This window comes from Mycetocola saprophilus, from assembly GCF_000718085.1.
Taxonomy (GTDB): domain Bacteria; phylum Actinomycetota; class Actinomycetes; order Actinomycetales; family Microbacteriaceae; genus Mycetocola; species Mycetocola saprophilus.
This window is the reverse complement of sequence record NZ_JOEC01000002.1, coordinates 507,836-521,385: the sequence shown is the minus strand read 5'-3', so window position 1 is coordinate 521,385 and position 13,550 is coordinate 507,836. Positions and strand designations below refer to the sequence as shown.

The window sequence follows — 13,550 nt, the reverse complement described above, 5'->3', positions numbered from 1 at the left end:
GATACTCACGGGAACACCCAGCACAAACCCCGGGGATGCATCGGCATCCCCGGGGTCCGTGGTGTGCTGCGACCCGAAGGCCGCGCGCCGGCTAGCGCACGAGAACCTTGGCGGTCGCGGTCTGGCCCGCGTGGGTGACCGTGATGGTCGCCTCACCCGGAGCCTGGGCCACAAACACCGGTGTGCCCTGAGCACCGGTGCGGATCTCGCCCGGCCCACTCAGCGTCGGGATGATGCCCGACAGCGTGCCGCCGGCACCGGCCGCGTCGTACCCGAACACCGTCAGCGGAATCTCGCGTCCGGTACTCACCACCGAGGTTTCCGGCAGCAGGTACAGTGCACTCGGCGTGATCGCCTGGGCCGAACGGGTTCCGAATACCTCGAAGTTGTAGATCGAGTATCCGTAGGGCAGCAGGCGCTCAATCCCCTGCAGGCGCAGGTAGCGTCCGGTTCCGGTGAGGGTCAGCTCATCCGGGGCGGCGGTCGACTTGGCCACCGTGATCAGCGGCTCGAACGGGCCGTTCTCACTCTGGGCAATCTCCAGTCGGTAGCGGGCGGCCGCGGCGGCCTCCCAGGTGATCTTCACTCCGGAGAGGTCGTAGCTCGCACCCAGGTCCAGGGTGATGCTCTGATCATCCAGCCCGTGGGTGCTCTCCCAGCGGGTGGCCGGGTTCCCATCCACCACGTGGGCGGCCACGTGTTCGGCCCCCTGCGAGGTTGCGCTCACACTCACGCCGCGAGCGATGTCGATGCTCGGATCGCTGACCGCGACCACCGCCGAACCCGCGAGTGTCGTGCCGCCACTCTGGGCGCTGGCCCGCACCAGACCGGAACCGGTCGCGGTTGCGGTCAGCACGCCGGCGGCGGTGATGGATCCGGGAACCGTGGTGGTCCAGGTCACCGCCTCGGCCAGGGCAAACGCGTCACCATACTGGTCCAGTCCGGCGGCGCTGAAGGTGACCGGGCTGTTCGGCGCGATCCGCACCGGGCCCGGGGTCACCCGCAGCGAGGTCAGCACCGGAGCTTCGCCCACCCGCACATCGCGGGTAGCCTTGACCGAAGCCGAAGTCGCCGTGATGGTCGCCTTCTCGGTTGCGGTGGTCGCATGGAAGACCCCGTCGGAACCGATGTTTCCACCGCGGTTCGCACTCCATTCCAGATTCGGAATATCTACGGTTGCCCCGTACTGGTCATACCCGACCGCGCTCAGGGCGAGCGTGGAACCGGGGGTGATCGTGGTGGCATCCGGGGTGGCAACCAGTTCGATCCGCTTGAGCTTGGCATCCAGACGGTGGGTGACCTGGCTGTGGGCGGGCACGTCGATCCAGCCGATGCGGGTGTTCCCGTTGTAGGCGGGGTAGCGCTGCTGGGTGTCGGTGGGGTTGGTGACCACGTAGCTGTACACCCCGGTGTCCGGGTTCTTGTACACCTGGGCGAGGTCTGCCCCGACGCGGTGATCGCGGGACTCGATACCGAGGTTCCGGTTGGCCATCGCGTTGTAGTAGACCATGCCGGCCATCGAGACGGCCGAAACCATCGGGTCGTTGGTGCGGCGCAGTTCGGCGAAGATGTCCGCGTAGACCTCGGGGTGCGACTGTGCCATCTGGCCCAGCACCACCTGACCGAGAGCGTCACCCATGCCCGAAATCACGGCGGTGGCGGCGGCGGTGTCACGACCCGGGGTGTAGCCGGCGACCTTGATCCGGTAGAGCGAATCGATCGCGTCCTGGTTTGCCTGGAAGTCGGTCGAGAAGTACGCCAGCAGCGGGCTGACCGGGTTCCAGGTGGCCGGGTCCGCATCCACCATCGCGCCGGTGTACTGGTGCGGGATGAGCTTTGCCGGCAGGGTTGCCGGGGTCCAGTGCTCGTCCGGGAACACCACGGTGCCATTGGCGTCCACCGAGATCAGCAGCGAGTTCGTCGCCGGATCGAACAGCGGGTTAGCCGCAACCTTCCGGGTCGTGTAGCCGGGGTTGTGCTTTTCGCTATCCCGGACGATGTTCTTGAGCACGTTGACCGCGGATTCACGGTCCTCGGTGATCTGAATATCGCCGTAGGTCCCGATCCCCCACCACTGCTTGGCGAAGGTCTGGATCCCGGCCTTATTGCCGGCCCTGGTGCCCTCGCCGCCGATGTTGTCGGGGCGCAGCGCAAACATGTCATCCAGCAGCTTGGTGGCCGCGGTCCGGTCCCAGCCGAGGTAGTTCAGCCACGGCGCGGTGGGCAGCCACTGAATACCGTAGATCCAGGCGGGGTCGCCCGAGAAGTAGGTAGCAAAGGCCTGGCCGCTGTCAAACACGATGCCCGAGGTGGAGTGCTTATACTGCTCGGGGAACACGCCCCCGGTGTTCAGCCAGTACTCGCGGATCGCCGCACGCTCGGTGACGTAACCCATTGCGCCGGTGTCGCGCATTTCCTGGTTTCCCAGGGCCACGCCGAGCAGGTAGAGGCCCGCCCAGGACTGGATCGCCTCGGAGCTGGACTCCTGGTTGTTTCCACCCGGGGAGGAGAATCCGCCCGCATAGGAGAATCCGCTCCAGGTGTCGAAGGTGCGCAGGTACGGGTAGTCCTGGCTACTGCGGTCCCAGTTGCCATACTGCTGGGCCACCAGGGTTGCAACCCCGCCGTAGCCCTTGGCCCACTCGGGATCCTCCATCGCGAGCATCGCCGCGGCGGCGGTGAAGTAGCCGTAGTGGAAGTGGTTGTCGGTGAACTGCGAGGATCCGTAGGACTCGCTAAAGCCCACCAGCGCCTTCCAGGTGTCATAGCGCGCGAAGAAGCGGCTCTCCTCCCCCTCGGTGTAGGTAAACCAGTCGCTCAGTGCGGTGCGCAGGGTCGAGCGCAGCGCCTCATAGGACTCGGTTTCGCCGAGCTGCTTGGCCACCAGCATGTACTCACCCAGCTGGATGACGTCCTTGCCGCCCCAGTAGGTGTCATTACCATAGGTGGTCTTGGCGGCGTAGTCGCGCAGGAACTTGGCCATCACCGCGTGCTCGTAGTCGGTGCCCGCGGGGGCTCCGGGCTTCGACTCGGGTGCCCCGGTGATCGGAGTCATGCCCTCAAAGGTATATGCCATCTTCCAGCCATCGCGGCCGATGCTGGTGCGCATCTCGCCCCGCGGCGTCTTATAGGTGGTGCCGGTCAGCGTCGGCTCGAAGCGCTTGGCCTCACGGTACTGGTGCGGCAGCCATCCCTGGATGGTCGAGGTTTCGGTCCCCTGCAGCGGCTCGGTGGTCAGGGCCCAGTCCTGGCGCACCTCTCCCGAGTCGGTGTGGTTCTGATACGCCATGGTGGTGCCGGTCACCCGGGCGAACGCATAGCGGTGCAGGGTGTTCAGGTCGAAGCCCGAGTCCGGCAGTGCGCTGAGCACCAGGTAGCCGGTGCCCACGCTGGCGATCAGGCGGTTGCCCGAGCGCTCAAAGGTGGTGCCCTCGGGGGCGTGCACACCGATCTTCGAGTCACCCTGGCGGATGATCAGGCGGTCGGTGGTGACCGGGAAGGTCAGCGCATCCCCATTGGCCTTGGTGAAGGTCGCGTTCTCCCCGACGGTGAGTTCGGGGGTCACCTGGTTAAAGCGGAACCAGGTGTAGGGTACGCCGCGTGCCGCGCTCACGGCGATGTTTGACGGACCCGCGGCGGGGTCGAGCCGCCAGTCCACGTTCCAGTCGCCCCAGCCGGTGGCCACGGCGTTGGCCGCGCGGAACGCGGTGCCAAAGCGGTCATCCAGCCCGTCGGGCTTATTGGTGAGCATCACGTGGTCCACGAGTAGGTGCGCCCAGCCCGCGGTGAGCTCATCGACGATCTCGATGTGGGCGTTCTGGCCCACCCAGGGGGTGAGGTCCAGGGTCTTCCAGGTGAGGGTCTCGCTGTCCTCTCCGGTGGCGGTGGCGACGCTCTGTCCGTTCACCACCACGCGCAGCTCGGTGAGCCCCGGGTGGTTTCCGCCGCCGATCTTGGCAACCAGGGCGTTACGGTCGATGGTGAAGTCCGGGGAGCGCAGGCTCCCGATGGCACCGTCACCCTGCTCGGCGGTGAAGCTGTTCAGGAAGCCCTTGCCGAGCCAGCCACTGACCGGGCTCTGCCCCGGCGAGGTGCCGGTGGAGACCCTGTCGAACGCGGTTCCGGTTGCGGTCCAGCCCGCGGGCAGACCGTCCTCGAAGTCCGCGAGTACACGGTCGCTGGCGTCGGGCTGCGGAGCAACCTGACCGCCCACGCGGACGCCGTCGGCGAGCACCATTGCGGTTCCGTCGGCGTTCCACTTGCGCGGATCGCGCACAAGGGTTCCCTCGGCGCTGTTGGAGAGGACCAGCGGGTCGGCCCAGAGGTCACCCGAGTAGGTCGAGACCACCAGGTCGCTCCACCAGCTGTTGGTGGGCACCGGGGTTCCGGTGAGCGACTGATCGATCCAGATCTTCTGGTTCAGGGTGTTTTGCACGTCCTGACCGAGCGAAGCCGGCGGTGCGGCGGCGATCGATCCCGAGCCGACGGGAATGCCGTCGGCCCGCGGTGCGGGAGCCGCCGCGGCGATCCGCGGGAGTGCGCCGGCAGCGCTGCCGGGCTTTCCCTCGGGGGCCGCGATGGCGGGAGATGCGATGATCCCCCCGGTAAATATCACTAGTGGGATGACACCCAGGCTCAACCGGCGAACCGGCGGTCGGGAGAGTTTCACAAAGGACTCCTCAAAGTCGGTGGCGAGGGGGATCGCGCAGCCAGCTTAGCGACCCATTTGGGGCACGTAAAGTCCCTCGGATCAGGCACAATGTAAGCAAAACACGCGTCCTCAAATGTCCCCCAAACCGTGGACCCGGGAACAAAAAGGGGCGCTCCCGGGGGGAGAGAATTTCTCCCCCCGGGAGCGCCCGAGTGTGCCGGATTTTTGCCTAGCTTGCCGGCCCGTTTCCGAAGATCTTCAGATCGTAGAGCGAGATCCCGTAGCCGGTTCCGCGCTTGATCGAGAGGATTTTGACGTAGCGACCCGAGGCACCGGTGAGGGAAATCTTTTGTCCCCCTTCGGCGCCGTCGGTCGGGTGGGCGACCGTGGTCCAGGGACCGTCCGGGGTCGTGGCCGTCTGGATCTCGAACTCCTGGGCGAAGGCACGCTCCCAAACCAGTTCGGCCCGATCCAGGGTGTGCACGGCCCCCAGATCCACCACGATCCACTGCCCCTCGGACCAGCCGCTGGACCAGCGCGACCCGGGATCATCGTCCACCGCATGCTTGGCATCCCAGGGGCCGTCCTCGGTGCTCGACACGGTGACCGGGTGGTTCCGCGAGAGCTCGGTCACCGGGCCGGTGGGGGCATCCTGACCGGCGACCGTGATGGTCGCGGTGGAGGTCAGCCCGCCCCGGGTCAGCGTGATGGTCGCGGTACCGGCATCCCCGGCCACATACACCGGGTTCCCCTTCTTATCCCGTTCGATCGAGCCCGGTCCGCTCAGGGTCGGCAGCGTATCGGTCACCTGCCCGCCGGCACCGGTCGCATCGTAGGCGAAGGCGCTCAGCGGCACCCGCGCCCCGGAGGCGATGGTTGCGGTTTCCGGCAGCAGGTACTGCGCGGTGGGGGTGATCGCATCCACCGACCGGGTTCCAAACACCTGGAACTCATAGATCGAGTATCCGTAGCCGCCCAGGCGCTTGAGTCCGTGCATGCGAACGTAGCGGGCGGTGGTGTTCAGGGTCAGCGAATCGGGATCGGCGTTGTTTTTGGCCACGGTGAGGACCGGAGTGAACGGCCCCTTCTCGCTGGTGGCCGTCTCGATCTGGTAGCTCGCGGCAGCCGCGGCCTCCCAGACGATGTGGGCACCGGAGAGATCATAGTTGGCGCCGAGGTCCAGGGTGATCGACTGGTCGTCGCTCCCGTGGAGGCTGTCCCAGCGGGTTCCGGGATCGCCGTCCACCGCGTACTTGGCCAGGTTGGGTCCGTCCTCCGAGGTCGCGCTCACGGTGGCTCCGAGCGCCACGTTCACGCTCGGGTCGCTCACGGCGACCACGGTGGATCCACGCACCTCCCCGGCCGCGGTGGTCACGCTCGCACGCACCAGCCCCGATCCCGGGGCCGTGGCGGTGAGCACGCCGTCGGCGGTGATCGCGCCGGTCGCGGTGGTGCTCCAGGTCACCGCACCGGGCAGGGCAAACGGATCACCGTACTGGTCCACGCCGGCGGCGGTGAAGGTCACCGGGGCGTTCGGAGCGATCCGCACGGGGCCGGGGGTGATTGCCACCGAGGTGAGCACCGGCGCATCCCCCACCCGCACGCTGCGGGTCGCGGTAATGTCGCCGGAGGTGGCGGTGATGGTGGCCTTGTCGGTCTTGGAATCGGCGTGGAAGACGCCGTCCGCACCGATCTTGCCACCGCGGTCCACGCTCCATTCCAGATTCGGAATATCCACGGTGGCACCGTACTGGTCGGTTCCGGTCGCGGTCAGCGCCAGGGTGGAACCGGGCGTGATCGTGGTGGCATCCGGGGTCGCACTCAGCGTGATCTTCGCCAGGTGCGAGTCCAGGTGGTGGGTGACCTGGGTGTGGGCGGGCACATCGATCCAACCGATGCGCTCGGCACCCTGATACACCGGGTAGCGCTGCTGCTGGTCGGTGATGTTGTTCACCACATAGCTGTACTCGCCGGCGTCGTTCTTATACACCTGGGCGAAGTCGGCACCGACCCGACGGTCCCGGGTTTCCACCCCGAGCCCGCGGTTGGCCATCGCGTTGTAGTAAACCATGCCGGCCATCGACACGGCCGAGATCATCGGATCCTTCATCCGGGTCAGCTCGCCAAAGATGTCGGCGTAGATGTCCGGGTGCGACTGGGCCATCTCGCCCAGCACCACCTGACCGAGGGCGTCGCCCATGCCCGAGATCACGCGCGCCGCGGCGGCGGTGTCCCGGCCCGGGGTGTACCCGTCGATCTTGATCCCGTACAGCGCGTTGATCACGTCGAGGTTGGGGGTGTAGTTCACCGAGAAATAGGGCAGCAGCGGGCTGGCCGGCGACCAGTTTGCCGGGTCACCATCCACCATCGCGCCGTCATACTTGGTGGGGATGAGCGAGGCGGGCAGGGTGTCCGGGGTCCAGTACTGGTCCGGGAAGACAACACTGCCGTCCTTGGCGATCGAGATGATCAGCGAATCGGTGTCCGCGTAGTACAGCGGGTTCTCGGGGACCTTCCGCGTCGTATAGCCCGGGTTATTCTTCTCGCTATCGCGGACGATGTTTTTGAGTACCTCGATCGCCGACTTGCGGTCCTCGGTGATCTTGATATCCCCGTAGGTCCCGATCCCCCACCACTCCTTGGCGAAGGTTTGGATGCCCGCCTTATTGCCGGCGCGCACCCCCTCACCGCCCAGGTTGTCGGGGCGCAGGGCAAACATGTCATCAAGCTGCTTGGTCGCGGCCTTGCGGTCCCAACCCAGGTAGTTCATCCACGGCGCGGTGGGCATCCACTGGATACCGTAGATCCAGGCGGGATCCCCGGAGAAGTAGGTGGCAAACGCCTGTCCGCTGTCGAAGAGGATGCCGGTGGTCGAGTGCTTGTAGGAGGCCGGCAGCGCGCCGCCCACGTTGAGCCAGTACTCGCGCACCGAGGCACGCTCGGTCACATAGCCCATCGCCCCGGCGTCACGCATCTGCGTGTTGCCCAGGGCCACGCCCAGCAGGTAGAGGCCCGCCCAAGACTGGATTGCCTCGGAGCTGGACTCCTGGTTGTTGCCGCCCGGGGAGGAGAATCCGCCGGCGTAGGAGTGGCCGCTCCAGGTGTCGAAGGTGCGCAGGTACGGGTAGTCCTTGGACGTGCGGTCCCAGTTGCCATACTGCTGGGCCACCAGGGTTGCAACCCCGCCATAGCCCTTGGCCCACTCGGGATCCTCGATCGCGAGCATCGCCGCCGCGGCGGTGAAGTAGCCGTAGTGGAAGTGGTTGTCGGTGAACTGCGAGGATCCGTAGGACTCGCTGAATCCGATCAGGGCCTTCCAGCTGTCATAGCGCGCGAAGAAGTGGCTGGATTCGCCCTTGGTGTAGGTGAACCAGTCGGTCATCGCCGTGCGCAGCGTGGACTTGAGCTTGTTATACGAGTCGGTTTCGCCCAGCTGCTTGGCGGCGAGCATGTACTCGCCCAGCTGGATCAGGTCCTTACCACCCCAGTAGGTGTCATTACCGTAGGTGGTTTTGGCGGCATAGTCGCTGAGGAACTTGGCCATGACGTCGTGGGAGTAGTCGGTGCCCTTGGGGGCATCCGGCAGGGATTCGGGGGTGCCTGCGACCGGGGTCATCCCGTCGAAGGCATAGGCCATGGTCCAGTTATCGTGACCGATGCTGGTGCGCATCTCTCCGCGCGGGGTGGCGTAGGTGGTGCCGGTCAGCTTGGGGTCGAACCGGTCGGCCTCGCGATACTGGTGCGGGAGCCAGCCCTGGATGGTGTCGGTGCCCGTGCCCTCGAGCGGCTCGGTGGTGAGCGCCCAGTTCTGCTCGATCATGCCGGTCTGGGTGTTGTTGACGTAGGTCATCTTGGATCCGGTGACCCGGGCGAAGGCGTACTTCTGCAGGGTATTGAGGTCAAACCCGTTATCGGGGACCGCGCTGATTGCCAGGTGGTCCACGCCCTCACTCGCCAGAATCTGGTCGCCCACCCGGTCGAAGGTGGTCTTCGCCGGGGCGTGCACACCAAACTTGGCACCGTTCTGGATGATCTCGAAGCGGTCGGTGGTGACCGGGAAGCTCAGGTCGTTTCCGTCGGCATCCACAAACTTGGCATCCTTGGCCACGCTCAGCTGCGGGGTCACGTGATCAAACTGGAACCAGGTGTAGGGCACACCGCGGGCGGCGCTCACGTTGATGTGAGCGGGACCCTGGGCGTTTTCCAGCCGCCAGTTCACGTTCCAGTCGCCCCAGCCGGTGGCCACCGCATCGTCGGCCTTGAACGCCGATCCGAACCGGTCGTCGAGCCCATCGGTTTTATTGGTGAGCATGATCTGGTCCACCATGATGTGGGCCCAACCGGCGGTCAGCTCATCCACAATTTCCAGGTGGGCGGTCTGGCCCGCCCAGGGGGTCAGATCCAGGGTCTTCCAGGCGAGGTTCTCGCTGTTGTCGCCGGTGACCGAGGCCACGGTCTGATCGCCCACCACCACGCGCAGCTCGGTCTTGCCGGGGTGGTTGCCGCCGCCGATCTTGGCGACCAGGGCGTCGCGATCGATCGTGAAGTCGCCCGAACGCACCTCCCCGGTGGCCCCGTCGCCGTCGGCATCGGTGAAGCTATTCAGGAAGCCCTTGCCCAACCAGCCGGACACGGCGCTCTGTCCCTTGCCGGTACCCGTGGATGTGCCGGCGAAGGCCGAACCGGTGGCGGTCCATCCCTGCGGCAGTCCGTTCTCGAAGTCCGCCAGCACGGTGTCACTGGGGTCGGGCTGCGGAGCGACTCGACCACCCACGCGCACACCCTCGCCGAGCTGCATCGTGGTGCCGTCCTTATTCCAGCTGCGCGGGGAGCTCACCAGCGCACCATCGGAGCTGTTGGAGACCACCAGCGGGTTGGCCCAGAGATCCCCCGAGTACTTCGAGATCACCAGGTCGGTCCACCAGGCGTTGGTGGGGATCGGGGTGCCGTCCAGCGACTTGTCGATCCAGAGCTTTTGGTGCAGGGTGTCCTGCACCCCCTGACCCACCTCGGGCGGGGGCGTGGCGGCCACCGAGCCGCTGCCCACCCGAATACCATCGGCCGGCGGGGCGGGGGTGTCGGCCTGAATCCGTGCGAGCGGCGCCGGCGGCGCGGGACTCGGCGCGGGGGCGGCAAGCACGGGGCTGGCGATCAGCACACCGGCCAGCGTGAGCGTCGGCACCAGGCCGAGGCCCAGTGCGCGCACCGCTGAGGGAGAGAGTTTCACTGAGGCTCCTCTAGGGTCATGGCGAAGAGGCTTCGCACCGATAGAGTAGCGCACCAATGTGTCCGAAAAATTACATCTGACCAGGCAATATTTCAATTACAGACGTCCTGAAATGTCCCCCTTTGTGTGGACATAGCCCCCACATAGAAACACAAAACCCCCGTTTCCATGCGGAAACGGGGGTCTGCGTGGGAGACGACTAAGCGATAGCCAACCGTTCACGAACAATATCCGCGAGGCGGTGCGCCAGCGTGTCGGCGGTGTGCTGATCGGCAGCCTCCACCATCACGCGCACGAGCGGCTCGGTCCCGCTGGGACGCAGCAGCACCCGGCCGGTGTCGCCCAGCTCGGCCTCGGCCGCGACGACGGCCTCGGCGAGGACATCATCGCTGCCCAGACGGTCCCGGTCTACGCCGGAGACGTTGACCAGGATCTGCGGATACACGGTCATGACCGCGGCCAGCTCGGCGATGCTCTTGCCGGTGCGGGCCATCTCGGCCAGCAGCTGCAGGCCGGTCAGGATGCCATCACCGGTGGTCGCGTGCTCGCTCATGATGACGTGGCCGGACTGCTCACCACCGAGGGCATAGCCGCCCTCGTTCATCGCCTCGAGCACGTAGCGGTCGCCCACCTTGGTCTCCAGGACGGTGATGCCGTGCTCGGCCATCGCGATTTTCAGGCCCAGGTTGCTCATGACCGTGGCCACCAGGGTGTCCTTGGTCAGCAGCCCGCGCTCCTTGAGCGCCACGGCGAGAATCGCCATGATCTGGTCGCCGTCGATGATGTTTCCGGCGGCGTCCACGGCGAGGCACCGGTCGGCGTCACCATCGTGGGCGATGCCCACGTCGGCGCCGTGTTCCAGCACCGCGCGCTGCAGCACGTCGAGGTGGGTCGAGCCCACGCCGTCGTTGATATTCACGCCGTCGGGGTCGTTACCGATGATGGTCACGGTGGCCCCCGCATCGCGGAAGGTCTCCGGAGACACACCGGCAGCCGCACCGTGGGCGCAGTCCAGGACCACGTGGATCCCGTCCAGGCGGTTCGGCAGCGACTGCAGCAGGTGCATCACATACCGGTCCTCGGCGTCGGCGAAACGACTAATCCGACCCACGTTTCCGCCGGTGGGCAGCAGGTGCTCCGAGGCGAGTGCCGCCTCGATCCGCTCCTCGACTTCGTCGGGCAGCTTGGTGCCTCCGCGCGCGAAGATCTTGATCCCGTTATCCGGGGCGGGGTTGTGGGAGGCGGAGATCATCACGCCGAAGTCGGCGTCGATGTTTCCGATCAGGAAGGCGGCGGCGGGGGTGGGAATCACTCCCGCATCCAGCACATCCACGCCACTGGAGGCGAGTCCCGCCGCCACCGCGGCACCGAGGAACTCCCCGGACACACGCGGGTCACGCGCAAGGACTGCCACCGGACGTTTTCCGGCGGCTTGACGGACCTCAGCACTACGGCCCCGCCCAAGCACCGATGCGGTAGCTTGAGCGAGGCCGAGGGCCAGGTCTGCCGTCAACAGGCCGTTCGCGAGGCCGCGAACGCCGTCTGTTCCAAACAGGCCAGCCATAAGGGGATTCGGGCGCTTAGCGCTTCGAGAACTGCGAAGCCTTACGTGCCTTCTTGAGTCCAGCCTTCTTGCGCTCCTTGATGCGAGCATCGCGGGTCAGGAAGCCGGCCTTCTTCAGGGTGGCGCGGTTGTTCTCTTCGTCAACCTGGTTCAGCGAACGGGCGATGCCCAGACGCAGTGCACCGGCCTGACCCGAGGGGCCACCACCCGAGATGCGGGCGATCACGTCGTAGGAGCCGTTCAGCTCCAGGACGGTGAAGGGGTCGTTGATCAGCTGCTGGTGCAGCTTGTTGGGGAAGTAGTCAGCCAGTTCGCGACCGTTGACGGTGATAACACCGGTACCCGGGACGATGCGCACGCGGGCGATGGCCTGCTTGCGACGACCCACGGCTGCGCCGGGAACGGAGACAACGCGCGCCGGCTTAACAGCCTCGGCGGCGGGGGTTTCGGTCGAGTAGCTCTCCGGAGCCTGCTCGGTGGTTTCTGCGATGTTCGCCACGTTTATGTCCTTTAAGTCTGACTCGGCGCTTACTGCGCGACCTGGGTGAGGGTGTACGGCTTGGGCTGCTGTGCGGCGTGGGGGTGCTCGGCACCCTCGTAGACCTTCAGCTTGCGCAGCTGGGCACGGCCCAGGCTGGTCTTGGGGAGCATGCCACGGATGGCCTTCTCCACGGCGCGAACCGGGTTCTTCTCGAGCAGCTCGGCGTAGCCGACCGACTTGAGTCCACCCGGGAAGCCCGAGTGACGGTAGGCGCGCTTCTGAGCGGCCTTCTGGCCGGTCAGGGCTACCTTGTCGGCGTTGATGATGATGACAAAGTCACCCATGTCCAGGTGGGGGGTGAAGGTTGCCTTGTTCTTGCCGCGCAGGATGCTTGCTGCGTGGCTGGCCAGGCGGCCCAGAACGATGTCGTTGGCGTCAATGATGACCCAGTCACGCTGGATTTCACTGGCCTTCGGGGAGTAAGTGCGCGTCACGATAGTGCTGCTTTCTCGTCGTAAGTTGGATGTTCGTGAATCCCACTCCGTGCGGTGTTCCCGAGCGGGAACACACAAGGTGGAGGGCTCAACTTCGGGCGCGCGTCCCATGACGGGAACACACACCAATAGTCGAGCTTACGCGAGAGTATGGGCCGGGTCAAACCGAGCGCACATGCCGAACGCTAGTATCCGGGCTCTCCGGGCATCGGGGTGGTCGATTCGCGGCGCTGCCGGGTGAGCTCGGCCCGGGCCGCGAGCAGCGAATCCTCGGGGTACTCCACGTTGGTGAGGCTCAGGCCGTGCGCGGGGGCGGTGGCAAAGCCGTTGCTGTGCCCACGCTTGGTCGCCTGCAACAGTCCGGCAATCGCATCGGCGGGCAGCGACTCCACACTCATCGCGATACACACCCCCACCAGTGAGCGCACCATCGAGTGGCAGAACGCATCGGCGGAGAGCTCGGCAATGAGCACGCCGTCGGCGTCCCGACGCCAGCGGAAATCGGTGAGGTTGCGAATCGTGGTGGCCCCGACCCGGGGACGGCAGAATCCGGCAAAGTCATGCAGACCCACCAGGCTCGCGGCCGTCCGGTCCAGGACCTCGAGGCTCAGCGGGCGCGGGTACCAGAGGGTGGTGCGCCGCGAGAGCGGGTCCTTCCAGGCCTGGGCATCGGCGATCCGGTAGCGATAGCTGCGCGAGAGGGCCGAGAATCGGGCGTTGAATCCGGCGTCGACCACGCGTGCCGAGTGCAGCCAGACATCGGAGTGCAGGCCCAGGACCCCGTTAATACGGCGCAGCAGGGCGTGCGCCACATCGGGTTCGGGGTTACCGTCGGAGGTACGCGCGCGGCGCATCCGTTCGACTCGCTCCGGGGTGAGATCCAGGTGGGCCACCTGTGCCTCGGCGTGCACGCCGGCATCGGTGCGGCCGGCCACCGTCAGTCGAATCGGGTCCCCCTGATAGCCGAAGGTCTGGTGGGCCGCCGATTCGAGGACCTCCTGCACCGTGCGCAGGCCGGGCTGCTTGGCCCAGCCGGCAAAGTCGGTGCCGTCATAGCCCAGGTCCAGCCGGATGCGGGTGGACTCGGCGGGTACGGAGGTGGAGTCTTGAGATGTCACCCTGCGAGTTTACCG

The 13,550-nt window shown here is 66.3% G+C and carries 6 protein-coding genes; all 6 read right to left on the bottom strand.

Going from position 1 to position 13,550, the window contains the following annotated elements:
• Positions 1 to 91: 91 nt before the first annotated feature.
• The 6 genes from IE92_RS0108255 to IE92_RS0108230 all read right to left on the bottom strand — a co-directional run bounded on the left by IE92_RS0108255 (position 92) and on the right by IE92_RS0108230 (position 13,535).
• Positions 92 to 4,669, bottom strand: a complete 4,578-nt coding sequence (locus IE92_RS0108255) for a glycosyl hydrolase (RefSeq protein WP_156027471.1) — start codon at positions 4,667 to 4,669, stop codon at positions 92 to 94.
• 211 nt (positions 4,670 to 4,880) lie between these two features.
• Entirely contained in the window at positions 4,881 to 9,878 is a 4,998-nt protein-coding gene (locus tag IE92_RS16605; RefSeq protein ID WP_156027470.1) for a glycosyl hydrolase, read from the bottom strand.
• A 199-nt stretch (positions 9,879 to 10,077) separates the two neighbouring features.
• Positions 10,078 to 11,442, bottom strand: coding sequence for a phosphoglucosamine mutase (gene glmM, locus IE92_RS0108245; RefSeq protein WP_030148024.1), 1,365 nt, complete (start codon positions 11,440 to 11,442; stop codon positions 10,078 to 10,080).
• A 16-nt stretch (positions 11,443 to 11,458) separates the two neighbouring features.
• The gene (gene rpsI / locus IE92_RS0108240; RefSeq protein ID WP_081863944.1) at positions 11,459 to 11,941 is read right to left on the bottom strand and encodes a 30S ribosomal protein S9; all 483 of its coding nucleotides are present in this window, start codon (positions 11,939 to 11,941) and stop codon (positions 11,459 to 11,461) included.
• A 29-nt stretch (positions 11,942 to 11,970) separates the two neighbouring features.
• Entirely contained in the window at positions 11,971 to 12,417 is a 447-nt protein-coding gene (gene rplM / locus IE92_RS0108235) for a 50S ribosomal protein L13 (RefSeq protein WP_030148022.1), read from the bottom strand.
• Positions 12,418 to 12,602: 185 nt separating this feature from the next.
• Positions 12,603 to 13,535, bottom strand: coding sequence for a tRNA pseudouridine synthase A (locus IE92_RS0108230; protein WP_051701685.1), 933 nt, complete (start codon positions 13,533 to 13,535; stop codon positions 12,603 to 12,605).
• Positions 13,536 to 13,550 lie beyond the last annotated feature (15 nt).

Bases quoted from the DNA above. Each gene is read 5' to 3' on its own strand.
- glmM (WP_030148024.1), bottom strand. From the start codon at position 11,442: ATGGCTGGCCTGTTTGGAACAGACGGCGTTCGCGGCCTCGCGAACGGC.